Genomic DNA, 21,970 nt, shown 5'->3' on the forward strand with positions numbered 1-21,970 from the left:
CACCTGCCGCAAGTGGCCCGAGGCTACCAGTGCTTCGAACTCGTTCAAACAATGAACGCGAGGTGCGGACCTCGTCGGTGGCGACCACATCAGATGGCCCTCAAGGTCGACTCCGCGCAGCCCGTTGGACTCAGCCGCCCTGGCGGCACTGAGCAGACCGCCGGAGCGGAGCGACTCTCCGGTGTGTTCAGTAGACGGCTGATCAGGTTTTGTTGGCGAGCGTGACGACCAGGTCCAGGAGGGCTGCGCGGACGGAGTCGTAGGTGTCGACATGGAAGGCGCGGGAGGCGCTGGTCGATACGGGCATGCGGGTCGCGGTCATCCCGCGCGGGTCGATGCCCCGCACGCCCGGGACCGCAGGACGCGACCGGCCTTGCCGCCGAGGATCCGGCACACCGCGGTCTCGTCCATCGCGGCGAGCGCGGCGACAGTGTGCAGGCCGTAGCGCTGGAGGGCGGCGGCCTGGGCGGGCCCGATGCCGTGGACGGTCTGGACCGGCAGCGGGGACAGGCGCGGTGGCCGGGCAGGAGCAACACGCCGGAGCGGTCGACCCGCGTGGCTTCGTGATGCGCACGATGTCGCAGCAGGGCATGAAGCTGCACCAGCCAGAGCACTGCCTGGCCCTCGCCGAGACCGGCTGGGAGCACGCCAGGGGCCGCGTCGGTCAACAGGTCGAGGCGCTGTTCGCCGTCACCCACGCGCACGCGCTCGCCAAGACAGGCCAGACCCGCCGCGCCCTCGCCGACGTTCAGCTCGCCGAGACCGCGCTGGCGGCCGGGGCCGGGGAAGAGGTCCCGTTCTGGGCGCTGGTGTGGGGCCTGCCGGCGGCCACCGCCCACTCCCGTACGGCGAAGGTCTTCGAGACCCTCGGCGACCGCCCCAACGCCGCCCATCAGTACGCGACCGCAGCGGCGAGCCAGCCCGGGGCGACTTACGCGCGGATAATCGCCCTCGACCTGGTCGCCCAGGCCGAGCAGCAGGCCAAGCAGGGCAGCATCGAGCAGGCATGTGGCACCTGGGGCCGCGCGATCGACACCATGGCCGGGGTGAAGTCCACCCGCACCCTCAAGGCAGTCCGCTCCCTGTGATCCGACCTGCGCCCTTACCGAGCCCGCGGCGTACGGGTCGCGTCGGACCCTCGACGAGCGCGCCCGCCTCTTCCTCGACCACCACCGCTGACCCGGCCGGTGCGCAGGCGGTCCGTGACCAGCCCGGCGGCCCGGGGTGCGGCATCGCCGCCGGGCGTACGGTGAAAACATGGCCACCGAGCGGATATGCCGGTGCGGGTACGTCCTGTGAGCGACACGCTCTAGGTCTTGTCTGACAAAGGATCTTGGATGGGTTCGCGGAGCCAGAGGATGAGTGAGGCGAGGTGGACTCCGGCCTTGTATCGGGCGGCGAGTTTGTCGAAGCGGCTGGCGATCGCGCGGAACTGCTTGAGTCGGTTGAAGCAGCGTTCGACCACGTTGCGGGCTTTGTAGAGCTTGCGGTCGAAGGCCGGCGGTCTGCCGCCGGCCTTCCCGCGCCGCAGGCGGTTAGCCTTCTGGTCCGCCCGCTCCGGGATCACTGTCCGGATGCCCCGCCCGCGCAGGACCTGGCGGATCGCCCGGGACGAGTACGCCTTGTCCGCGATGACCGCGTCGGGCCTGCGGCGGGGACGTCCGGCGCCGGTCCGGGGCACCCTCAGCTCGGCCATGACCGTGTTGAAGACGGTGGAGTCGTTGACGTTGCCGGCCGTGACGACGACGGCCAGGGGCAGGCCCCGGCCGTCGCAGGCGAGATGGATCTTCGTGGTCAGCCCGCCGCGGGACCGTCCGAGCGCCTGGCCAGCCGACGAATGTGCCGGATCTTCCAGTTCGTCCCCCGACCCCGCCCCCTTTTGCGGGCGCCGGCGGCATGCTGGTGGGCCCGGCTGATCGTGGAGTCGACCGACACGGTCCACTCCACGGCTCCGACGGAGTCGTCACGGACCTGGGCCTGTTCGAGCAGACGGGCCCAGGTGCCGTCCGCTTCCCAGCGGGCGAACCGTTCATAGGCCGTCTGCCACGGCCCGTAGCGTTCCGGCAGGTCACGCCACGGAGCACCGGTCCGCAACCGCCACAACACCCCGTTGATCACCTGTCGGTGATCCCGCCACGGCCGCCCACGACCGTCAACACCCGGCAACAACGGCGCTATCCGACCCCACGCCGCATCCGTCAGCTCACCACGACCCACCACAAGATCAATTATCAGACAGGTCCTAGGTGCCTGCGGGGGTCAGCTCTGCTACCCAGTGCCTGGCTTCGGCGAAGGGGGTGTCGGCGCCGAGGAGGGGACCGGAGGATAGCTTCCGTCTTCCCTTGTCCTCGCTCGCCCAGAATGTCAGGGAGGCGGTGCTTGTGGACCAGCCCGATGGCTGCTTGTTGTCGGCGAGCTCCGCGGGTGCGGTGCGGAGCCGGGTCGGATCCTGGGAGAGCACCTCCGCCTTGTACGTGCATCTCTCGCCCACCGCGCTGATGGACACGAGACGAATGTCGCGTTTCGTCGCGCCCTGACCCATCGTGACTTCGAAGCGGTAGGTGCCGTCCGCTGCCCGGCCGCCCCACGAGCCCCGGAACTTCTCCGGCAGCGCGCCCGTGGCGGGCGGCACCTTCTCGAACATGGCAGGTTCGTAGGAGGTCTGTCCGTCGTTGTGGTGGTCGTAGAAGCCCGGGTCGTCCTCCCACTCGAACGCACCGTTCCATGAGGCGACGAACGCCCCGGTACCGTCCGGGCGGGAGGATGTGTAGTCCTCGGTGGTGTCTTCGCAACGTTCCGCCTCGGACTGGGGGCTTACCCTCTTGAGCCGGCTCGAGCCGAGCTTGATCGCGTCGCTTCTGGAGGCGGTGATGGTGCTTTCCCAGACGCACAGCCGCACCTCGTTGAGCAGGGAGTACTGGGCGGTGCCCTTCGCATCTATGAGCAGGCGTGCGAGCGCCCCCTCTCTGCGCAGGTCGCCTTTGCTCAGGCGCGCCTCCCAGCTCCCCTGTAACGCCTTCGGAGCGCTCAGCGGCGGTGGTTCCCCTGCCCCGCCCTGCCACGGGCGGAGCGCGAGCAGGCCGCCGACGGTGACGAGCACCACGACGGCTGCCGTCGCCGCCACGACGGCCGGGCGGCGCCGCAGTTCCGGGGTCTGCGCCGGAACGTGCGAGCGTGCCGTTTCGTCGTATCCCGGCCCCACCGTGGGCGCGTGCGCGAGCGCGTCCGACGGGGACGCGGCAGGCAGTTGCACGGGCTGATGCTCGGGGGGCGCGTGCACGGGCCGGGGTGTGGGCAGGGGACGGGCAGGCGTCGGCGGAGTGGGAACCTGACCCGGCGCGAGGGCCGTGTGCGGCCGCAGCGGGTCGAAGTCCAGCAACTGTGCTGCGTGCCGCCCCAGGTGACCGAGCAGCGCGCCCGGCAGCCATTCGTCGGCGACTTCTGTGGCGGTGCGGTCGGCGATCTGCTCCGGCGTGGGGCGTTGTGCCGGGTCTTTCTGCAGGCACGCCCGTACAAGTCCGAGGAGGCTCTCCGGCAGCCCGTCCAGGTCGGGCTCCTCCGTATTGGACCGTGACGGCGTTGAGGAAGGTCTTGGACGTCAAGTACGCAGCGGGAACCGGGCCCATGTCGACACCGGGCGTGGTCTGCAGGGTGAAAGAGCCGACGCTGCTGGACATGTTCACGATGCGCGGCGATGCCGAGCCGCGCAGCATGGGGAGCATCGCGTTGGTGACCCGGATGACCCCGATCACGTTGGTTTCCACGACGATTCGTACGGTCGCGGGATCGACCGTGGTGGGCGTCTGCGGCATCCCGCCGGTGATCGCGGTGTTGTTGACCACGCTGGGCACCATGCTCGGCGAGATCAGGAACGCCCGACACAAACCATGATCGCTTTCGGTAACTCTATGACTACGTGGAGGCGTCATGGCCGAGCGTGAGAACGGCACCGTGAAGTGGTTCAACGACGAGAAGGGCTACGGCTTCATCACGCCAGAGTCAGGCCCCGATCTCTTCGTGCACTTCCGCGCAATTGAAGGGGGCAATGGCTTCAAGTCCCTGAAGGAGGGACAGAGCCCGGGGCCAGAAGGGTGAGCAGGCGGACAAAATCCAGGTGGCGGGATGAGTCTGGGCGCTGCCCTCATCTGCGGCTACAGGTGAGGGCGTCGGCCAGGTGAAGGGCGGCCTGGTAGACGATGGCGAGTTTGTCGGTTCGCATGGCCAGGCCGCGCCACTGCTTGAGCCGGTTGATGCATCGCTCGACCGTGTTGCGCTGCTTGTAGGTCTCGGCGTCGAAGGCTGGTGGCCGACCACCAGTACGGCCTCGCCGCAAGCGGTGGCGAACCTGGTCAGAGGGCTGGGGAATGACTGCACGGATCCCGCGGCGACGGAGATGGCTTCGAATCGCTCGGGACGAACACGCGCGGTCCGCCAGGACGGTGTCCGGCCGGGTCCTCGGTCTTCCCGGCCCGCTGCGCGGAACATGGACGCCAGCCACGATGGCCCCGAAGGCTGGTGCGTCGCCCGCCTGGCCGGCTGTAATGCAGAGAGCCAGGGTCGTGCGGGCTGTCGCTGACGAGGTGGACTTTCGCTCAGACCGCCGCGAGTTCGGCGATCTTGATGCGGATGTCGCGCAGGATGATCAGCGCCAGCCGCTCCAGGATCCGCAGCTGGCCGAGATCTTCGGGCAGGTCCAGCACCGCAGGCTCACGCGAGCGCGAGCGGAGCGGCCCCGGCGGCGCCGGCCTTCTTCTGCAGGGCCGGGGCCTCAGCCTGGCACTTCTTGCACAGCGGGTTCTCTGGGGCTAACGGCGTGGTGCGAGCGCCTTAAGAGGCGTTCGTACAGCTCAGCGCCAGGGCGGCTCACACTACTGGGTGCAACAGGTGTGGCGCTATCACCGGTTCGGGCGGTGGCTGCCAGCGAAGCGGGTCTCGACCGACCAGCAGTCCACCGCCCGGCAGAACCTCGTCCTGGCCGAGGCCGGCACCGGATCTGATTGGATTCGGGACGCCGTGAACCCCCTGATTCCGCGGGTTCCTTCGACGCGTCGGCCGCCTGTCATCAGGGACGCCTCTAGCCACTGCCGACTGGGGCGTACGGGGTGAGCGGGCCGTTGCGCGGATGCGGGACGTGCTCGATGCCCCGGACCGTTGCCAGGTTGTCGAGCTGCTCGCCGTCCTCGCTTACCAGATCGAGCATTCCCCGCTCCGTCCGGCTGCCCGCGCTGCCCTTGGCACGCTGCGGCCGACGCTCCTGGGTCTCGTCACCGGTGCCCATCCGGGCGTGCGCACGATGGCGGCTTGGCTGCTCGGGATTCTGGGCCGCGGCGACGATGCTCCGGCCGTGACGGCTCGCACGGTGGCTGCCCTGCGGTCTGGTCTCGCCGAGGACTTTGATCCGAGCGCGCGCTCGTCCCGGTTGCGTGCGCTGGCCGCCCTCGTCCCTTTGGATCTCTGCGATGACCTCGGCCTCGAGGAATTGCGCCACCCGGTTGCCCTGGTCCGGCTCGCTGCCGCAGAACGCGTGTACCGCCGCCGGGCAGCGTCCGCCGCGCCCTACCCGTGGCCGGCCGGCTTCGGCCGGGTTGTCGGCCAGGCGCTCGCATCGGCGACGGAGCGGCCTTGGCCGAGATCGCCGTGGAGCGTTGAGCGGCGTGACGAGACACGGAGGTGGGCGCGGCGTCTGGTCGGCCAGCCGGACGAGCTCGCCGCCATGACCGCGGCCTTGACCCCGCCGCCGCCCGCGCCGGTCTCGACCGGCGCCGTGCTGGCTGCCCATGTCTGGCTGGCCACGCGCCGAGACGCCCCCGGGCATTTGTGGGTGACCGTCATCGACGGCCTGTGGGTAGGCGCTGCGGCCTCCGACGCCGCCGCACGCGTCCTCCGTGACGCGGGCTCCGCCGCTGCCCCGCACGCCGACCGTTTGCTGGAATGGCTGCGCAGCGAGCGCGCACCCAGTGCGACCGGCATCTGCGGGACGGTAGCCGCGCTGATGGGCGTCGGTGACCGGCGTGCGTTGCCGTGGGTTCCGGACCGGTGGTTCACGCCTTGGCCGGTTTCGGTCACCGTGCCCGCCGCATGGGCCCCCGACCTGCTGCCCGGCGCCGTCGCGCGGCTCCGCGCGGCTCACCTCGCCGACTCGGAACTGCCCTCCCTGCTCCGCGCCCTGGCCGCCTGGGGGCCGGAGGCGGCCAATGCAGTTGCCTTAGCGCGGTGGCCCTCGTGACACCCCGACCAGTGGGGTCTCAATCCTGATCTGCTTGGATGCGCGGGTGACCGACCAGACCGTGTCCTCGTCGTGCCTTTGCGTACTGTGCGATCCCGCCGCCTCGGCGACCCTCCGGGTACGCCGACAGCGGGAGAAGTACTGGTCCCGAGAGATGGCGAACGTCCGTGAGCATGGCTGGCACGTCGTGGGTGTCGGCGGTGGGGACATCCCGGACTGGTCCTTCACCGTTGGCCTGTGGCATTCCTATCGGATCCCAGAGGTCGCCATGTTCGGTCTGGAGCTTCAAGGGCTGATGCACTGGGTCAATGCCGGGGCCGCCGAGCTGCGTGATGGGGCTGCCGCAGAGCCCGGCACGCTGCTCTCAGGTGTCATCGAGGGGTACGAGATCCAGGTCCAACCGGTGGACGTCAGCTGGCACCGTCCTCTGCTGGGCACGGCCGTCGGCTTCTACCGCCAGACCACGGTCCCCGTCGTCCAGCTCGTCTGGCCCGACCGGGATCACCGCTGGCCCTCGGACGAGCAGGCCAGCCCGGGCTGCCGCGCGCAGCCCAGTCTGTGGCTTCCGGTCGACGAGCACCCGACCGGAGTCTGGACCGAGGAGGCGTCGCCGGCGTTCTGAGGTCCGCGTCTAGACCGACTACTCCGCGTCGGCTCGCCCGCCGTTGCCGAGCGAGCGGCGGGTGCCCGGCGCTGCGGTGCTGCGGGCGCCGAGCACACCGCGGCCACGCAGGTCGTCCAGATCAGGGAGACGCACGGCGGGGAGCGCGCCAAGGAGATCGGCCTGGGGTAGCCAGACGTGGGACACGGGCCACGGTTCCCCGTACTACACACCGGTGGTTGACCCAGTAACTATGGTGAAGGACCCCACCAGGGGTGACCCCCGTGACACGCCAATAATCACAAAGCCTTGGACGCCGCCTGTCGACCAGAACGTCTACGATGGCGACAACCCCCCGACCGCTCCCACCTGGATTCCCAAGCCCGACTGGGACCCCAAGAACGGTGGCTGGAAGCCCGAAGACGGCGTCAAGGCGATCATCAGCGGACCGTCCATTCTGAACATGCTGCTCGATGGCCAGGACGGATTCAGCCCCGACCAGGTAACCGACCCGCACAGCGCTCCTGGCGCAGACCCTGACGGTTCCAATGGAGATGACCGCAGGGGAGGTGACTGCCGTACATCCTTGGGTGGCTGGCGAGTTTACGAGCCGCTAGATCGGCAGGGACGTGCGACGGGTATCGAGGCGTGCCTGGACAGTGCCTTCCTGAACGCCAACAAGGGAAGCTCGCCCAAGGTGGAGAAGATTGCTCCACCCGGGTATACGTGGGCCGCCATCCGTGCGGGAGAACTGGGCAATCGGCCGGCGAAGTTCTGGCGAAACGCTTGCCACTTGCTCGGCGCCCAGTTGAGCGGGGATGGGCTGCGCTATGAGAACCTGTCCACCTGTTCAAGGTCTGCAAACGCCAAGAGGATCGACCCTCGAGACCCGGGACAGCACCCCAATATGCTTCACTACGAAAACAAGGTGAAGAACGCCATCGATGCCGGGAGAGTCGTCCAGTATCGCGTAACCCCGGAATACGAGGGAAGTCGAGTGATTCCTGGTAGGTTCCACATGCAGGCCGATGTGTGGAATGCGAACGGAACGCGCGTAAAGCTGTTCGACGACTACGTGCAAAACACGATGTACTCAGTCAAGGACGGAACCTTCCATAACATTGGGAAAGAAATCCCGGAAGGGTGGCATAAGTGAGTAGCGGTATGGGGCAGCTCGAGGAAATGCTGTCCGTGGTTGGGGATGAGTGCGGTGACGAGGTGGACTGGGCTGCTGTTGAGAGAGCCTATGGTGTGCACTTTCCGCCGGACTACAAGAAGTTTGTTGCCAAGTTTGGCGGCGGCACCATCGAGGGTTCGATTGGGATTTTGGTTCCAATCGAAACTGCTGATCCGATGATCAGGCGGGTCTATCGCCTCCTTGACTCCGTTCGGGAAGATCCTGATCTGCAAAGGTGGAGCGGCGTAGAAGGTGCGACTCCTTCCCTCGGGGACGTCCTGATTTGGGGGGATACGGATAGCGCCGACTTTATTGGATGGCTCACTATCGGCGAGAACTCGGAAACCTGGCCGCTAGTCGTCTATTCAAGGGTGAAAGCGTCGTGGTCTCTCTACGAATGCGGCATGTCTGAATTCCTTGCTGGCATTCTGTCAGGCGAGTTTAGTGAATGCCTCATCAGTGACGAATCCCTTATGGGTGCAGGGCGGAGTCGATTCCTGCATGACAGGGAGGAAGAGAGGTTGCTGGAAATGGGCGTGTACCCCTGGGAAGAAGAATAGGGCTCTGGGGATTGTCTTGGGCGATCTAAGGTCTGCCCGAGACTGCCCGGAATTGGCGTCGTACCCCAAGTGGGGCTGTAACGGGCGCTTCGTGACGGGCGACGTGCCCATCCGGCGTGGGGGCCTCAGGCGGCGTCGTGGCGGTGAAGCCGGGGCAGCCGGACTCCTGCACGGTCAGCTGCCGGTTCATCAGCCGGCGGTAGGTGTCGTCGACCGGGTCGACCAGGGCGAGCAGGTGTACCTGACGCGAACCGTCAGGCTCAGCCGAATGACTGATCGGGCCATCAACTCGCTTGCGCGCCCGTTCTTGAGGCTGTGCTGGAGAGGAAGGCGTGCCAGGCGGCGGCGGACAGGGCCAGTTGCCGGCGGTCGTGGTCCTTGGAATCGCGGATGAGAACGCCGCTGTCTGGACGTACGGACGCCTCGAGACATGCGTCCTCGAAGTCGCTGCTGTAGCTGCTCTTGTGCCATCCGGTCGACGGGAGTGGCATGTGGTCTTCTCCTGATGCTGGTGAAGGGATATCGGCTCGCGTCTTCACGTGGGGACCGGCCCGTCGGTGAGCCAGCCTCCAGGAGGAACAGGTTCACCGGAGACACCTCACGAAGCGAGGCGTCAGTTGACGTCGGGTCAGTCTCGGTCTTGCGAACCCTCGTCCTCGCCCGACCATCGTGACCTTCACAGCATCAGGCGCGCCGCCCGCGTTTGGTCTTCGCGCGCACACGTTCGCGAAGCCCGGCCTGGTAGAAGGCGGCTTTGTCACCGCCCAGCTCGAAGTACTCACAGATGTCGGCGACCATTTCGGCGTCTTGCGCAGTACCCGTGAGCCCGATCTGGACGAGCCTCCAGAACCCTTCCCGAGCGTGGGTCCGGCATCGGTCACCCAGGCCCGCTCCTTCTGCATCCCTGTGGTCGCGGGAGCCCGCGGCCACGAACCGCAACGTCTGCAGCAGCACGCCTCGGGCCAGTGGCGAGAGGTCGTCCGCCAGCGCGGCCATGATCACACCGACCGCGGGCGGCGTGCACTCGAAGATGATCGGGCTCTCCTCGACGTGACCGTCGAGGGTGTATCCGATCATGTCCCGGGGGGTCTCAGCAGTGATGATCGCCTCAATCAGAACAGGCACATGCTCCGCAGAATCCCTGCAGCCGCACTCCAACGAAGCCCAGTCGACCCGTCGCAGTTCTGCGCGCACCAGCTCACTGACCACCACTGAGACCCCCGAGAGCCATGCCGGACCTCGCGTCTCGGCGCTAGTGATCAAGCATGACCCGGCTGTCGGCCCCACCGCCATCACGTGCTTAACGAAATCTCGCTCACACGGACGGACTAGGCTCGACCCCGGCCCGTGCCGGAATGGAGCGCGCGGGACAAGGCCCCGGTCCCCGTGACGGGAACGCAGTACGGCCGGGGGCCGCCACAGGGGGTTCTGCAAGGATGCTGTGATGCAGCACATGCCGGATGACCCGTTGCTTCTGCCCGCCCCGTGGTGGGCGCCTGATGGTGGCATGGGCGCCTTCGAGCTGGAACTGCGTCGCGAGCTTTCCTCTGGGCACCTGCTGCACGGAGTGAAGGCCACCGCGGTGGCGCGATGCGAAGGATGTGACGACGTCCTGTTCAGCGTCGCGAACCAGCCGTTCCCGTGGGCTGTGGTTCACCTGACGTGGACGGGCCGCGAAGAACGTGCGCCGTGGCCGATGACAACGCCGCTGGCAAGCTTGGCCGAGCTCCTCACTGAGTGGGCCGACCACGGCTGCAACGACGACGAGGCGGCGTCTGCGGAGTCACGTTCGTAGCCAGATGGCGAGGGCTGCCGCTGTAGCGGTGCCCAGGAAGACATAGCCGCGTTTGTCGTAGCGAGTGGCGACTGCCTGGTGTTGTTTCAAACGGTTGATCGCGCGTTCAACGGTGTTGCGCTTCTTGTACCAGCTCCTCGTCGAAGCCGGTGGCCGTTCGCCGTGTGAGCCTCTGGGTAGGTCTCCAGAACGGTGTTGCCGGATGCTCCGTCGGCGTAGGTATTCGCGGACATGGCTTCTGAGCGGTGCGGGTGCTTTCGTAGTCGCGGGCGAGGCGTCGGTGGTGCATCAGCCAGCCGAAGGTCTGCTCGGCGACCCAGCGCCGCGGGATCACCTTGAAGCCTTCTCTGCTGGGCCTCGGCGAATGACTTACCGCGAGTCCGCCTCCAAAACCCGTCCTTTCGCGGGGCCGGCGCGGAAAGGCGTTGACCGGCGTGCATGAAGGCGGCCATCGGCGGCGCAGTCCATGCCGGGGGGACTGGTGGTTTGCGGGGCGGGTTCCGCCTGTTGCTCAGTGATCGGGGTCGCGCAAATAGAGCGCGGAGAGCCGGGGGAGACGGCGTCGCATCTCCGCGGGGTCGTCGAAGTCGAAGTCTTCGCCCATGTCGTCCATGCCGTTCATGTCACCGGCGTCCTGGCCGTGCTGCTTGCGGGATGCCTGGTAGGTGTCCCAGGCTTCGTAGAAGGCGTGGTCGTCGCCGGTGAGGCGCTCGAACGCATCGCCGGCCGCGTAGTTGGTCGCCTCGTCAAAGACGGCCTCGCCGTGCTGTGCGTGGGCTGCGTGGATGACTGCGGGATGCCTGGCAAGGCTGTCCGGGCAGGCGGCTGCCTGCTCGTACCAGTGGCGGCCCTGGGCGATCAGGCCGGCCCGGAAGTCCGTGAAGCTGTCGTCCGAACATCCGCCGCCGATGAGGTAGGCGGCGGCCCACACGTCCCACCGGTACACCGCTCCACGTGCCTCGTCGAAGCGTTCCTGGTAGCTGAGGATCTCACTCTTGGGGAGGCCGGCCAGCTCATCGACCAGGGCCTGGGCGAAAGGCCTGTCCGCCGTAGCGGCCGAGCGTGCCGTTTCGATGACGTCCCAGAACTCGTCCATGTCCATGGCCGGACACTGTGCCACCCGGGTACGACAACCCCTGTTCGGACTGCCGCACGCCAAGCCCGCCTGCACGCCCGTTGGTGAGCCGGGTACGCCGCGCAGACCGGCCACCTCAAGGCTGGCGCGAGGCGGCTCGGAGTGTCGGCGGCATCCGCCCACAATCCGCCGGCGCGGACGGTGGGAGCGGTTCTCGAAGAGTGCTCGAGCCGGCACGATGCCGGGGAGGTCGACTCCCGGCACGCATCCGAAAGGGTCGCGGCTTTCACCGCCCTGGGCGCGGCCTCCCCGGCCTACCACGGCCCGTTCGGGCTGTTGCTCCGCAGACCTAGACCATGGTCAGGAGGTGATCCGTTGGTCCGTAGTCGATCTTCCAGTCGGTATAGACACCGCAGAACCCATCCTTGATACACCGCAGGCCCACGGTCACCCAGCGGACGGATCCCTCGGTGCCGAGCGAGAACGCGACCGCGGCCTCGAACTCCTCACTCCCGCACGGGCAGCCGGCCGGACCGGGCTCGTCGTCCTCCCAGGACTCCTGGTTCCAGAAGCCCTCGCTGTCCGCGATGAAGGCACGCCTGCCGCAGCCCGAACACTCCCGTTCCGCTCCGGAAGCGTTGACCAGCATGAAGAACACACGACCGCCGCACCCCTCGCAGACAGAAGGAGCGATCTTCACCGGGCGGCCGTCGACCGCCTCCCGCAAGAACATCGCGAGCTCCGCGGGGACACCCTCGCCAACCTGCTCATCGGCATGCACGGACACATCGTTCCAGACGCCCCTCCTTCGCCGCGCACTCTCTTGTCTGCCTGTCATGGTCTGGCCTGGGTCGAGGCGGAGGATTCTTCAAGCCGCCGGGGTAGTTCATGGTCCCGGTCTTCGCAGCGCGCTTGCCCCGCGGCCCTGCTCGGCCCGCCGCGACGTCACGGCTCGCCTGCGCGCCTCGTCCGGCACGTATGAGGTCAGCGTGTTCGGCGCGGCCGGCTTCACCGGCCTGCGCGAGCTGCTGCCGACCGTGGTCGGGTATGCATCGCCCTGGTTGTCGCCTCGCCTCGCCTTGTCGTATTGGCCTTGGTGTCGCACTCCTCTCGGGCGTGCAGCCGGACGTCAGGGCCACCGGAATCCCGGCGGGGACGGCGGACAGCGTGACAGCGGCCATGCGTCGCCGAGTGCTGCCCAAGCACGTGCGTACGTCTTGGCCCGGCCGAGCTCCCCCGGATCACCGCCGGGGAGCCGCCGGCTCGGTGAGGGCGCACGGGCTGTCTGGGACGGTCTCTTTCGGTCCCGCTGCGACGCGGTCCCTTTGCGACGGCGTCGTCCGGCTCCTGCCGGCGAACGGTTTGGAGTGGCCCCACCTTGGCTGTGATGCCGTCGACGCCCCTCCCGGACACCCTGTCTGACCGCCTTGATACAACCTCGTCATGACGTACCGATTCACCGCTCGCGTCGCCACCACGGAGATCGATCCTGACGGCTACTTCACCGAGGCCGCCCTCGCGGAGGGTGAGGACGGCAGCGGCTTCATCATGATGTTCATGGCGGGTGAGGAAGAGCCCGACGACCAGGAGGTCGCGCTGGGAATGGACACGCACTGTCTCGTCACTGCCGGCCAGGGGACGGCCTACGGATGCGTGCGCGAAGCCGTCCTGGACGGCAACGTCCTCCGCATCTCGCTGGATCCCGAGGCGCTGGAGAGCCTTCAGCTGGACGAGGGCGAGATCGAGGCCGTCCTGGAGGCGCCGGCCGAGGACGTGGCTCGGTTCCGCGAGACCCTCGCCCAGGTGCTCACCTACGGGCGGGCGGACGCCGTGCCCACGAGGCTGGCAGTCTGACGAGAGGGGCGGGGCCAGCCCGAACGGTTCCTCCCCGGCACTGCTTGAGCCGATCACCCAAACAGCCCAAAAGCGGGGCCACTCGAAACCGTTCTGGTGAGGCCAAACCATGCCGCCGAAAACACACGGGCCGTGGCAGTCTCTGCTCGCGACCGCTGCCGGGGCCCACCTGACCGCCAGTTACGACGCCAGCCGGCCCGGATCCTTCAGCCGGGAGGGCGAACGCGGCGGGCGGCGGTGGCTGCGGGGGCGGTGGCTCCGGTGGCTCTGGCCGAGGACCCACGGCCCGGCGCCCGGCCTGCACATCAGGTGGGGCCGTAGCATGCCCTCGGCCGCGGTGTGCTGTGCCTCCTGGCTGGTGACGCGGTCGATGTTCTCCGACCGGGCCGCAGCGGTGCTGGAGGCAGCACGGTGTACGCCGCGCCTGCCGCCTGCCGCCTGCCGCCTGCCGCCTGCCGCCTGCTGGCCGCGGGCCGCAGGCCGGAGCCGGCCTCCGCGCAGGTGCGGAGCTTCTGGCTTTGACGGAACGGCGCCGCAGGCAGGATCTGACCGTAGGGCTGCGGCTCACGCCGATGTCGGTTGCCACCACCGGACCCGCTCACCGCTACGCACGACCGCTGCACCGCGGTCTCGCCGCGTCCAGGGCGCTCCAAATACCCGACCTACCCTCGCATCATCTATGCGAAATCAACATCTAGCATGCTAGTTTTGAATGCGTGCTGGGTATGGAGGACATCCTCCGGCTTACGGTGCCGCGCTGATGACGCAAAGCGGCGAGCGACAGGGCGACCTGGCGGCGGGCCTGGGCCAGTCGCAGGCGCAGGTCTCACGCAAACAGGCCGGGAAGGCCCACTGGTCACTGGAGGACGTGGACCTGCTGGCCGCGCATTACCGGCTGCATCAGCTTGACTTGCTGGCCGGTCCGACTCATGCGGTGGGCGTGCTGCACGGTGCGGTTCCCAGTCTTCAGGCCGGTGCGCAGGCGCTCGCCGTATCGCCTCCGCCCCCAACCCCTCTGCCCGCGCCCGCGGTGCATCTCGAGCCCAAGCTCGAGCCCAAGCTCGAGCTCGAGCCCGAGCTCGAGCCCAAGCTCGAGCTCGAGCCCGAGCCCGAGCTCGAGCCCGAGCTCGAGCCTGAGGCCGAGGCCGAGTCGGCGGAGCTGGTCGCGCAAGAGGTGTGGCAGGACCCGCCGTCCCTTACTGGTCCGGTGTGGCGGCCGTGTGTGCTGTGCGGGCAGCCGGCTCTGGACGACGTCGACGGCTTTCCGCAGCACCTGACCTCGGCCGAGTGTGCGGCCGCCGTTTCCCTCGCCGGCGCAGCGGCCGCGGCAGGCGCGCCCGCGCCGCCGCCCGCCATCCAGCCGCCGCCCGCCATCCAGCCGCCGCCCGCCCTCCAGTCGCCGTCGTCCGCCGTCCAGCCGCCGCCCGCCCTCCAGTCGCCGTCGTCCGCCGTCCAGCCGCCGCCGCAATCGCCGCCTGCCGCCGTCCAGACGCAGACGACCGCCCTGGCCCTTGTCCAGCCGGAGCCGCAATCACCGCAGCCGCCGCAATCGTCGTCGCCCGTCGTCCAGACGCAGACTGCCCTGTCCTCTGGCGAGGTGCCGACGTCGCAGTCGTCTCCCGTGCCTGTGCCCGCGGCCGCGGTCCCGCCGTCGGTGCCGGCCGCGTCGGGGCGGTCCGCTCCGGGGTACGCCTCTGGGATGTTGGTCGGGCAGATCACCGATCGCGTGTATGAGGTCCTGGCTGCCTGCGCGGGCGACGTCGAGGCGGCCCAGGCCGCGCTGGTCAAGGCGGCTATTCCGGATGTGATGGCACTCCTCAAGGCGTCGCGGGTCGGTGGCCGGTACGAGCATTCGGAATTTCCGCCCACCGCCGACATCCTTCGCAAGAAATCGCAGAAGGGTGCGGACGAAATCTGGGAGGGCCGCCCGAAGTGGCGTAATCCTCAGCTTTTCTCGGCGGCGAAGAAGGGCGAGCGGATCGAGGTGACCGCGCTCGACATGAACGCCGCCTACCTGTCCGCGCTCAAGTGCTGGCTGCCGATCGGCCAGCTCCGCGAGGAGACCAGCGGCGTGCACGACCCGAAGAAGGCCGGCGTGCACCTGATCACCCCGCCCGCCTGGGAGCACGCGGACCTGCCCAACCCGCTCGGTCACCGTATGGAGCCGGGCGAGTTGTGGGTGAGCGAGCCCACCCTGCGCCTGCTGCTCGACTGCACACGCCAGGGACTCGCCGACGCTCCCGTCATCCACCGGTCTTTGGTCTCCGGCGCGTCCGAGGCGCTGTTGGAAAAGCTGCGCCGCGCTCTCGCGGAAACCCGGAAGACCGCGCTGGCCGAGGGTGACGATTTGACCGTGGCCTACGTCAAGGCCATGTACTCTAAATTCGTGTCTACTATCGGAGAGTCCAGTTCGAACCGTGAAATCCGTCGCCCGGACTGGATGCATATCATCCGCGCGAAGGCGTTCGCGAATCTGTGGATGAAGGCGCACAAGGCACACAAAGCCGGTCTCCAAGTGGTGGAGATTTCCGGTACGGACGAACTTCACGTGACGGGGGACTGGCGGGCTGTTTTCCCGGAGGGCCGAGACCTGAACCAGGTCAAGGAAAAAGACACATACATTCTCGGGGGTAGGCGGTAATGGCGGGATCTCCGGAACTGTGGGCCCGGTGGGGCGAATTCGGCAAGTTCGACACCCGGGGTATGAAGGGTGGTGAAGCCCTGGTTCTCGAACTCAACCGGATCGTGTACTCCTCCGGCATCTCCTCTCCGGTGACGTCGAAGCGCGGGCTTTCCGCCCGCCTGCGCTACCTCGACAGTCCGGCCGGCCGCGAGGCCCTGAGGGCGCAGGGCGTACCGCCGCGCACGATCCGGTCGTGGATGAAGAACAAGGGGAAAATCCGCCCGACGCCCAGGAGCCTGGAACGGATCGACGCCGCGTACTGGTCCAGGCGCCGGGAGAACCTGATCCGCTCGGGCTGGCTGAAGCGCCACCTGAACAACAAGGGCCAGGGCCGGCGGATGGAGATCTATCCCGTGGACCAGTCCCAGATGGACGAGAGGTTCCGACGCCCCACCGTCTCGCAGCGGTCCATCACCGTCCGCTACGTCTGGGACGACCTGGTCGACGCCTACGCCGCCCGGAACGCCGATCTGCTGGACGAGATCTGGGACGACGTCATCAGCGACCTCGACTCCGACTACAACGCCTACGCCTACGTCTCCTCGGTCGGCATCGCCGCCTGAGACACCGCCCGGCGCCCGCTCCCGCCGCCTGAGACACTGCCTGCCGCCTGCCGCCTGCCGCCCGCTCCCGCCGCCTGCCGCCCGCTCCCGCCGCCTGCGCCGGGCGCGGGCGCGTGTCTTTCCCTTGGAGGCCTTCGTGCTGCATGACACGACGACGTCCACCACGGCGACGCCCACCGGGCCGCGGATGCCGACCAGTTCGAGGCCGCTTAGGCCTCGCCGGCTGCTCCGCGGTGCGCACACCGCACTGCGGCGAGCGCTCTGCGGTGTGCGCATCACTCCGGACGGTCGGGGCGGCACATGGTTCGGGCCGGTTCCCGCGCCGGGCCAGGACCGGCTGTCCGTACCCGTGTACCACCTCGGCCGTACCCCGTGCCGCGTCGCCGGAGGCCTGCCGCCCCTACCCCTGATCCGCTCGTCCGGCCCCGTTCCGGCCCCGCGCCCCTGGCCCGCTCCTGCCCCGTGCCGCGTCGCCGGAGGCCTGCCGCCTCTGCCCCGCGCCCCTGACTCACCCGTGCCTCGCGCCCCACCCCTGCCTCGCGCCCCTGCCCCGCCCTGGCCCGCTCGTCCGGCCCCGGCTGGACTCTCGAACGGGTCGCGGTCGACGACAGCAGCCGCCACGGACCGTGCGCCAGGAGCCCTCGCGGTGGTCCCGCAGCCAGACAAGCCGGATGGCGTCGGCGTTGACCGCCTGGATGAATGCCACTCCGCGCGGTAGAGGGCATCCGACAGGCCGGGCGCCGGAACCAGCTACGCGCTCCGGGTCAGCAGACCGGCGTCGATGACCTCGGCGATGAGGGTGGCGCCGCGGCTGTTCTGGTGGATGTGGTCGGTCGTGAGCAGGAGACCTCGCCGCCGCGAGATGGTGTCGAGGCTGCGGCGCAGCACTGCGTGCTGGACGAGGACGCCGACGGCCGCTGCGGGCGTCACCTCCCGGTAGGCAATCGGCGGCGGGTCCGCTTGGCGCAGTTCCTCGATCTGGCGTTCGTGGAGCGGAAGGTAGGCCACCTCGTGGGTGGCGGCGACCTCGGCGATCATCCGGCTGTAGGCCTGCGATGCCTGTGCCGCTGCTCCGTGGAGTTGTTGGCCGAGTACCGGTAGCGACAGCAGGCCGATCGTTGCGTCGGTCTCCGCTCGCAGCCGTGCGACGACGGCTTCCAGGCACTGTTGGAACCAGCCTCCCGACGGGCAACGAGGGAGCTGCTTGCGCTTCATGGCCTGCTCGACGGGGTAGCCGGCAAGGCTCGCCCGGGCGTCGTTGGTCCCGATCAACACCGTGATCACATCGGGTGGGTTCGTGACGACGGCATCGAGGCGCTGCAAGAGGTTGTAGGCGAAGTCGCCGTTGGCGCCGAAACGGGCAAGGTGCACGTCACTGGCAGGGTGGCGTCGTTGGAGAAGATCCAGGTAGTCGACGCTGAACTGCGCGCGGGTGAGGCTGTCGCCGAGGCAGGCGATGCGTGTCGTCACGGCGCTTCCTCCGGGCTGGGTATGCCGACGCGTTCGGCCGGGCGGGTGCCGGTCCGAGGACGGTGGTCGGTCCGAGGACGGTGGTCGGTCCGAGGACGGTGGTCGGTCCGAGGGCGGGTGTCGGTCCGAGGACGGTGGTCGGTGCCCAGGGTCGCGGTGATGGCCAGGAGGGACGCCGGCCCCTCCATGTCGACCACGTGCCACACCCCGGCCGGGTTGATGGTGGCCTCGCCCGGCCCGAGCAGAACGCGGTCGGGCACCCCGTCCACGTCGCGGGTGACCGTCACGGACCCGCTGAGGCACACGACCAGTTCGTCGCCTGCGGGGTGGCGCTCCCAATGGTCGCCGGGCCCGTCGCCGTCGAAGATCATCACCATCCGGCCCTCGGCGCCGTCTGCCGCGACCGCGGCGCTGTAGGCCTGGAGCACCTCCGGGTCCCAGGTGAAGCCCTCGATGGGTTTCGCCCGCGATCCCAGTCCGAGGTGCACGGGGGTGGTCCGCAGGTCCATGGCATGACGTTCGTGGTTGAGAAGTCTCATGCCGACGATCGTCCACGCCGACGATCGGGCGGTCTTGAAGAAAAGGGAAGACAAGCCGACGCGACGGGCAGACGGCCGGCGGCTACCGGGCCGCGAGGAGGACTTCGCCGCGACGCCAGGCCGTCGGTGACCGGCCCGTGAACTCGCGCCAGTCCCGCACGAGATGGGCCTGGTCGGCGTAGCCGGAGACGGCTGCCACATCGCCCCACGGGAGCGGGTCCCGCGCCGCCGCCAGTTCGTGCGCGTGCTCGAAGCGCAAGACACGGGCGAAGGTCTTCGGCGACAGGCCCATCTCACCGCGAAACCGCTCGGTGAAATACCGGCGGCTCCAGCCGAGCTCCGCGGCGAGCGCACCGACCTGGACGCAACCCCGCGCGGCGACGAGGCGGCGCCACGCCTCGGCCACCTCGGGGCGCAGCCGGCGCGAACGGTCGCCGCAGGCGCCCCGGCCGACAGCCCGAAGGAGCAATTCGTCCAGCACGGTGAACCGCGCCGCCCATGTCGTCGCCGATCGGAGCCGGTCGACCAGCTCGGCGGCAAGCGCTCCGAGAAGCTCGTCAAGGGGGACCAGCCGGTGGGCGAGCTCGGCGGCGGGCATACCGTAGACGGCCCGGGCCCCGAGCGGTGTCAGCGATACCTGAACACCTTGCTGGCGTCCGTCGTGGTGGATCGCGACGGACCGGCGCATCAGACCGCCGGCCACGCTGCCGAAGCGGGCGACCGGTGACCCGTCGTCCACGCCCGCCGCCACCTCCAAAGGATCCGACAGGCTGATCACCGCAGTGAGCGCGCGGCTCGGCGGCCCGCAGTGCACTCCCGCCGGGAGCCCGCGGAGGTTGAAGCCAACATACGAGTCAACGTACTGCCGCAAGACGGGCGCCGGATGTACACGGATCCCGGACGCGGCTGTGTGGTCCTCCATTTCCGTCAGTGTACGAGCCGCCCAGCCCAGGAACATCACCATCCAAGGGCTCATCACCGCCATTTGCGGCTGGTGACGCGGCTCGTACCGGCACCCCGTCACACAGCGCTACACGCCCGTTGGCCATAGCCGTACGAGTACAGGGCCGAACAGTACGCGCGTCCCTGTGAAACACGGGGACCGAGTACTCCGGGCCTCACGACCATCCCGTTACCCCTGTAGCGCGTACCTCGGTCACACCCCAACCCGTCGGCTACCCCGCAAGCGGGCGCCACGTCCCACTCCGATTCCCCGCGATCCCACCCCAAGAATCCGCGAACCCGCCAGCCCGGCGCCGCACCGACTCCGACCAGGTCGTCCGCCCCGGCTCGATCGCCCCCGTCAGCGCTCGACACCGACGACAAACACCACGGCGTCACCACCGTCCCGCTCTACTCCGCCGAGCACATCGCCCCGCTCCCGCTCACTCGCCCGGCCGCAGACTGGCGCGCCGTGCCTACCACCCCCGGCCCCCGGTCCCCGCTCCCCGCCCTCACCCCCGCCGTTCCGGGCGAGGACCCGGTGCTGCCGACGGAAGCGGAAGTCGCCCGGATCGCCGGTGCCGGCCGAGCCCCGGTGGTGAACTGACGCCGCCGGCACGACGACCTCCCCGACCCCGTGAACGGCACCACCGCGCCCCCCGAGGCCGACCGGCAGGCAGAGTGGCCGCCTGGCTCCTCGAACACGACAAGATCGCCGCCCCCACAGGTATGCCCGCCGCCACACTCGTAGTGGTGCCGTCTCTCGACGCAGGGGAGGAGCGGCGGTTCCGGCCGGACGATCCGTCCTCTGGACGATCCGTCCTTGAAGCTAACCGACGACGCCGAGAGCGAGCACCGGCTGTCCGGCTGGATGACCGACGCCAACACCCTCGCCCGCCTGACCACCGACACCACCGGGGCATCCATCCGCCGGCTCACCGCGCCCGGTACCGACCCGCTCGCCGTTCCCCACGGCCTGCAAGTGATCGAACGGCTCCGGGCCGGCTCGGGCGACCTGCTGATGACACTCGCCCGCCCGGCCGCCTACGCTGTCGCCGCACAGCGCCCCGGCCAGCACACTGGTCCGCCACGGGCTGCCGTACACCGCCCCGAGCACCGCGTGTGGCCGGCGCAGCAGGCCTGCGCCGGCCACATCCCACCCCGTACTGCGCCGGCCACGCCGCCGTTCAGGCGGCATTGCCGTCCTAGCAGTACCAGCGCTTCTGTCACCCGCTGTTGAGCTCGACGCTGTGAGGAAGCGACTCCCACTGCGGCAGCCATTCGGTGGCGGTCCCGCCGGCCAGCGCGAGGTGGAACCAGTCGCTGAAGCCGAGGTCGGTGTCGTGCCAGTCCGCCCAGCCGCGGCGGAACGCCGAGACCGTCCAGGTCCCACCCTCACGGGGAACGAGGAACAGCTGGTCGCCCTCGATCGTGTTCCCCCAGACCAGAGCCCCGCCCGGGGTCGGCAGGACCACGTGGGGAACCGTCCGGGACGCCTCCAGCAGCCGGCCCATCCCGTCGGCATAACCGCGCAGGGTCCTGGCCCCGCAGAAGTAGATGTAGTCCGAGACGACCGTGTCGCCGTACGCGCCGGCGACAGCGATGAAGTCCTCGGGCAAGGTGACCGACCAGGACGAAGCGATCTCCTCGACCAAGGGCCCCTCATCATGCCGAACGGGAGCCCCGAGCAAGGGAACGAAATCGCTGACAGTCTTCACCTTGTCTCCTACCAGTCACAGCGTCGCACCACGTGGTGGGGCCAACTTAGACCGTTACTCGGAGGGGCCACTTGAACGACGTGGACGGGAGCAGCCCGCCGGCGGCACGGCCGACCGCGCGGATCTTGTCTACGGTGACCGAGTCGACGCCCAGGGCCTCCATCTCCGCGCGGGCCTGCTCCGCCCGCTGGCCGTTCCCGTGGTCGACGATGGCGACCCGCAGCTTCACGCCCCGGTCCACGGCCTTGACGATGGCGGCGCGCGTCGCGGCGTGGGACCCGGCCCGGCCGGTGATCGCGTCGTGCTCGGCGGCGACATCGCTGTAGTACGAGGTGGCGACACTCACCCGCGGATCCTCGAAGAGCTCCCAGTGCTCGGCGCAGACCCTGTAGAAGTTGGTGTGGACCCGGACGTCCAGGCCCACGCTGAGCACGTGCCTGACGAGCTCGGTGAAGTCGGGGTGCAGGGTGGGCTCGCCGCCGATGAGCTGCATGGTGCGTGTCCCGAGGGCGGCGGCCTCGTCGATGAGCCGGTGCCAGTCCTTGGTGGTCATGCTGCCGTGGCCCTTGCCGGGGCCGGCCTCGGCGTAGCACTGGCCGGGGCACGTGAACTGGCAGCGGGACGTGGTCTCCAGCGAGAGGAGGTCGAGCGAACCGACGGAGGGGCGGTCTATGTCCAGCACGGTCATCGATGCTCCTTGTGCGTCCGGCTCAGCATGCCGGGCCGGGGTGGGATGTGTGGGTGGAACGGTCCTATCGGTGGGGGTT

The 21,970-nt window shown here is 69.0% G+C and carries 23 protein-coding genes and 5 pseudogenes; 12 read left to right on the plus strand and 16 right to left on the minus strand.

From position 1 onward, the window contains the following. Nucleotides 1-202: 202 nt before the first annotated feature. Entirely contained in the window at nucleotides 203-346 is a 144-nt protein-coding gene (locus ACFVGS_RS24315) for a hypothetical protein (protein ID WP_385693628.1), read from the minus strand. A gap of 169 nt (nucleotides 347-515) precedes the next feature. Between ACFVGS_RS24315 and ACFVGS_RS24320 the strand changes: the two genes are divergently transcribed. After that, on the plus strand, nucleotides 516-1,088 hold the full coding sequence (locus tag ACFVGS_RS24320; RefSeq protein ID WP_385693629.1) for a hypothetical protein: 573 nt from the start codon (nucleotides 516-518) through the stop codon (nucleotides 1,086-1,088). A gap of 221 nt (nucleotides 1,089-1,309) precedes the next feature. On the opposite strand, the gene ACFVGS_RS24325 is transcribed toward ACFVGS_RS24320, so the two are convergent. The 3 genes and pseudogenes from ACFVGS_RS24325 to ACFVGS_RS24335 form a co-directional block, all read right to left on the minus strand. Then, nucleotides 1,310-2,220 (minus strand): IS5 family transposase gene (locus ACFVGS_RS24325; RefSeq protein WP_385693630.1). Its coding sequence is split into 2 segments (ribosomal slippage): nucleotides 1,310-1,881 and nucleotides 1,881-2,220, totalling 912 coding nucleotides; the frame shifts between segments, so codons are not numbered across the junction. Nucleotides 2,221-2,242: 22 nt separating this feature from the next. After that, complete coding sequence (locus ACFVGS_RS24330) at nucleotides 2,243-3,253, minus strand: hypothetical protein (protein WP_385693631.1); 1,011 nt, start codon at nucleotides 3,251-3,253, stop codon at nucleotides 2,243-2,245. A gap of 307 nt (nucleotides 3,254-3,560) precedes the next feature. Continuing rightward, nucleotides 3,561-3,842: pseudogene (locus ACFVGS_RS24335) on the minus strand (SDR family NAD(P)-dependent oxidoreductase); the annotation flags it as partial. 85 nt (nucleotides 3,843-3,927) lie between these two features. Between ACFVGS_RS24335 and ACFVGS_RS24340 the strand changes: the two are divergent. Beyond that, a pseudogene (locus tag ACFVGS_RS24340) lies at nucleotides 3,928-4,126 on the plus strand (cold-shock protein). A 15-nt stretch (nucleotides 4,127-4,141) separates the two neighbouring features. On the opposite strand, the pseudogene ACFVGS_RS24345 reads toward ACFVGS_RS24340, so the two are convergent. Continuing rightward, a pseudogene (locus ACFVGS_RS24345) lies at nucleotides 4,142-4,614 on the minus strand (transposase); the annotation flags it as partial. Nucleotides 4,615-5,131: 517 nt separating this feature from the next. Here ACFVGS_RS24345 and ACFVGS_RS24350 point away from each other — a divergent pair. The 4 genes from ACFVGS_RS24350 (at nucleotide 5,132) to ACFVGS_RS24365 (ending at nucleotide 8,564) form a co-directional block, all read left to right on the plus strand. After that, nucleotides 5,132-6,226 carry a hypothetical protein gene (locus ACFVGS_RS24350; protein WP_385693632.1) on the plus strand — a complete coding sequence of 365 codons (1,095 nt, stop codon included), beginning with the start codon at nucleotides 5,132-5,134 and terminating at the stop codon, nucleotides 6,224-6,226. A 46-nt stretch (nucleotides 6,227-6,272) separates the two neighbouring features. Continuing rightward, on the plus strand, nucleotides 6,273-6,848 hold the full coding sequence (locus ACFVGS_RS24355) for a DUF4262 domain-containing protein (protein ID WP_385693633.1): 576 nt from the start codon (nucleotides 6,273-6,275) through the stop codon (nucleotides 6,846-6,848). A gap of 232 nt (nucleotides 6,849-7,080) precedes the next feature. Continuing rightward, the gene (locus ACFVGS_RS24360) at nucleotides 7,081-7,983 is read left to right on the plus strand and encodes a DNA/RNA non-specific endonuclease (RefSeq protein WP_385693634.1); all 903 of its coding nucleotides are present in this window, start codon (nucleotides 7,081-7,083) and stop codon (nucleotides 7,981-7,983) included. 8 nt (nucleotides 7,984-7,991) lie between these two features. After that, a complete protein-coding gene (locus tag ACFVGS_RS24365; protein WP_385693635.1) occupies nucleotides 7,992-8,564 on the plus strand; it encodes an SMI1/KNR4 family protein in 573 nt (190 codons plus the stop codon). A 284-nt stretch (nucleotides 8,565-8,848) separates the two neighbouring features. Here ACFVGS_RS24365 and ACFVGS_RS24370 read toward each other — a convergent pair whose 3' ends face one another. Then, on the minus strand, nucleotides 8,849-9,055 hold the full coding sequence (locus ACFVGS_RS24370) for a DUF397 domain-containing protein (RefSeq protein WP_385693636.1): 207 nt from the start codon (nucleotides 9,053-9,055) through the stop codon (nucleotides 8,849-8,851). A gap of 193 nt (nucleotides 9,056-9,248) precedes the next feature. Continuing rightward, nucleotides 9,249-9,689, minus strand: coding sequence for a hypothetical protein (locus ACFVGS_RS24375; protein WP_385693637.1), 441 nt, complete (start codon nucleotides 9,687-9,689; stop codon nucleotides 9,249-9,251). 319 nt (nucleotides 9,690-10,008) lie between these two features. Between ACFVGS_RS24375 and ACFVGS_RS24380 the strand changes: the two genes are divergently transcribed. Continuing rightward, a complete protein-coding gene (locus ACFVGS_RS24380; RefSeq protein WP_385693638.1) occupies nucleotides 10,009-10,359 on the plus strand; it encodes a hypothetical protein in 351 nt (116 codons plus the stop codon). Here the strand turns inward: ACFVGS_RS24380 and ACFVGS_RS24385 are convergent. From ACFVGS_RS24385 to ACFVGS_RS24400, 4 genes and pseudogenes are all read right to left on the minus strand, one after another. Continuing rightward, nucleotides 10,348-10,587 (minus strand): annotated as a pseudogene (locus tag ACFVGS_RS24385) (IS5/IS1182 family transposase); the annotation flags it as partial. The gene ACFVGS_RS24380 and the pseudogene ACFVGS_RS24385 overlap by 12 nt on opposite strands. Before the next feature lie 10 nt (nucleotides 10,588-10,597). Then, nucleotides 10,598-10,702: pseudogene (locus ACFVGS_RS24390) on the minus strand (IS5/IS1182 family transposase); the annotation flags it as partial. A gap of 168 nt (nucleotides 10,703-10,870) precedes the next feature. Further along, on the minus strand, nucleotides 10,871-11,461 hold the full coding sequence (locus tag ACFVGS_RS24395) for a DUF4240 domain-containing protein (protein WP_385693639.1): 591 nt from the start codon (nucleotides 11,459-11,461) through the stop codon (nucleotides 10,871-10,873). A 322-nt stretch (nucleotides 11,462-11,783) separates the two neighbouring features. Next, complete coding sequence (locus tag ACFVGS_RS24400) at nucleotides 11,784-12,215, minus strand: hypothetical protein (RefSeq protein ID WP_385693640.1); 432 nt, start codon at nucleotides 12,213-12,215, stop codon at nucleotides 11,784-11,786. A 662-nt stretch (nucleotides 12,216-12,877) separates the two neighbouring features. Here ACFVGS_RS24400 and ACFVGS_RS24405 point away from each other — a divergent pair. The 3 genes from ACFVGS_RS24405 to ACFVGS_RS24415 all read left to right on the plus strand — a co-directional run bounded on the left by ACFVGS_RS24405 (nucleotide 12,878) and on the right by ACFVGS_RS24415 (nucleotide 16,534). Beyond that, entirely contained in the window at nucleotides 12,878-13,288 is a 411-nt protein-coding gene (locus tag ACFVGS_RS24405; RefSeq protein WP_385693641.1) for a hypothetical protein, read from the plus strand. A 760-nt stretch (nucleotides 13,289-14,048) separates the two neighbouring features. Beyond that, nucleotides 14,049-15,929: an acyltransferase gene (locus ACFVGS_RS24410; protein WP_385693642.1), complete on the plus strand. Its 1,881-nt coding sequence runs from the start codon at nucleotides 14,049-14,051 to the stop codon at nucleotides 15,927-15,929. Between the two features lie 62 nt (nucleotides 15,930-15,991). Beyond that, nucleotides 15,992-16,534, plus strand: a complete 543-nt coding sequence (locus tag ACFVGS_RS24415) for a hypothetical protein (protein ID WP_385693643.1) — start codon at nucleotides 15,992-15,994, stop codon at nucleotides 16,532-16,534. A gap of 750 nt (nucleotides 16,535-17,284) precedes the next feature. Here the strand turns inward: ACFVGS_RS24415 and ACFVGS_RS24420 are convergent. The 3 genes from ACFVGS_RS24420 to ACFVGS_RS24430 all read right to left on the minus strand — a co-directional run bounded on the left by ACFVGS_RS24420 (nucleotide 17,285) and on the right by ACFVGS_RS24430 (nucleotide 19,465). After that, nucleotides 17,285-18,004, minus strand: a complete 720-nt coding sequence (locus ACFVGS_RS24420; protein ID WP_385693644.1) for an SGNH/GDSL hydrolase family protein — start codon at nucleotides 18,002-18,004, stop codon at nucleotides 17,285-17,287. After that, nucleotides 18,001-18,543, minus strand: coding sequence for a cupin domain-containing protein (locus tag ACFVGS_RS24425; protein ID WP_385693645.1), 543 nt, complete (start codon nucleotides 18,541-18,543; stop codon nucleotides 18,001-18,003). Before ACFVGS_RS24425 ends, ACFVGS_RS24420 begins: the two co-directional genes overlap by 4 nt. Nucleotides 18,544-18,625: 82 nt before the next feature. Then, nucleotides 18,626-19,465, minus strand: a complete 840-nt coding sequence (locus ACFVGS_RS24430; protein ID WP_385693710.1) for a helix-turn-helix domain-containing protein — start codon at nucleotides 19,463-19,465, stop codon at nucleotides 18,626-18,628. A gap of 492 nt (nucleotides 19,466-19,957) precedes the next feature. Here ACFVGS_RS24430 and ACFVGS_RS24435 point away from each other — a divergent pair, with 492 nt between their 5' ends. Next, nucleotides 19,958-20,092, plus strand: coding sequence for a hypothetical protein (locus ACFVGS_RS24435; protein WP_385693646.1), 135 nt, complete (start codon nucleotides 19,958-19,960; stop codon nucleotides 20,090-20,092). Nucleotides 20,093-20,308: 216 nt separating this feature from the next. Further along, nucleotides 20,309-20,725, plus strand: a complete 417-nt coding sequence (locus ACFVGS_RS24440; protein ID WP_385693647.1) for a hypothetical protein — start codon at nucleotides 20,309-20,311, stop codon at nucleotides 20,723-20,725. On the opposite strand, the gene ACFVGS_RS24445 is transcribed toward ACFVGS_RS24440, so the two are convergent. After that, nucleotides 20,712-21,140, minus strand: a complete 429-nt coding sequence (locus ACFVGS_RS24445; protein ID WP_385693648.1) for a hypothetical protein — start codon at nucleotides 21,138-21,140, stop codon at nucleotides 20,712-20,714. The two genes, ACFVGS_RS24440 and ACFVGS_RS24445, sit on opposite strands and share 14 nt — an antisense overlap. 109 nt (nucleotides 21,141-21,249) lie before the next feature. Then, entirely contained in the window at nucleotides 21,250-21,891 is a 642-nt protein-coding gene (locus tag ACFVGS_RS24450; RefSeq protein WP_385693649.1) for a radical SAM protein, read from the minus strand. Nucleotides 21,892-21,970: the final 79 nt, after the last annotated feature.

This window comes from Streptomyces sp. NPDC127114 (assembly GCF_042677525.1).
In the GTDB taxonomy this organism is placed as follows: domain Bacteria; phylum Actinomycetota; class Actinomycetes; order Streptomycetales; family Streptomycetaceae; genus Streptomyces.

What these genes read in the sequence shown, in the direction of transcription:
- ACFVGS_RS24360 (WP_385693634.1), top strand. Translation starts at nt 7,081, where the DNA reads ATGGTGAAGGACCCCACCAGGGGTGACCCCCGTGACACGCCAATAATC.
- ACFVGS_RS24365 (WP_385693635.1), top strand. Translation starts at nt 7,992, where the DNA reads ATGGGGCAGCTCGAGGAAATGCTGTCCGTGGTTGGGGATGAGTGCGGT.
- ACFVGS_RS24370 (WP_385693636.1), bottom strand. Translation starts at nt 9,055, where the DNA reads ATGCCACTCCCGTCGACCGGATGGCACAAGAGCAGCTACAGCAGCGAC.
- ACFVGS_RS24380 (WP_385693638.1), top strand. Translation starts at nt 10,009, where the DNA reads ATGCAGCACATGCCGGATGACCCGTTGCTTCTGCCCGCCCCGTGGTGG.
- ACFVGS_RS24395 (WP_385693639.1), bottom strand. Translation starts at nt 11,461, where the DNA reads ATGGACATGGACGAGTTCTGGGACGTCATCGAAACGGCACGCTCGGCC.
- ACFVGS_RS24405 (WP_385693641.1), top strand. Translation starts at nt 12,878, where the DNA reads ATGACGTACCGATTCACCGCTCGCGTCGCCACCACGGAGATCGATCCT.
- ACFVGS_RS24410 (WP_385693642.1), top strand. Translation starts at nt 14,049, where the DNA reads ATGACGCAAAGCGGCGAGCGACAGGGCGACCTGGCGGCGGGCCTGGGC.
- ACFVGS_RS24415 (WP_385693643.1), top strand. Translation starts at nt 15,992, where the DNA reads ATGAAGGGTGGTGAAGCCCTGGTTCTCGAACTCAACCGGATCGTGTAC.
- ACFVGS_RS24425 (WP_385693645.1), bottom strand. Translation starts at nt 18,543, where the DNA reads ATGAGACTTCTCAACCACGAACGTCATGCCATGGACCTGCGGACCACC.
- ACFVGS_RS24430 (WP_385693710.1), bottom strand. Translation starts at nt 19,465, where the DNA reads ATGGAGGACCACACAGCCGCGTCCGGGATCCGTGTACATCCGGCGCCC.
- ACFVGS_RS24450 (WP_385693649.1), bottom strand. Translation starts at nt 21,891, where the DNA reads ATGACCGTGCTGGACATAGACCGCCCCTCCGTCGGTTCGCTCGACCTC.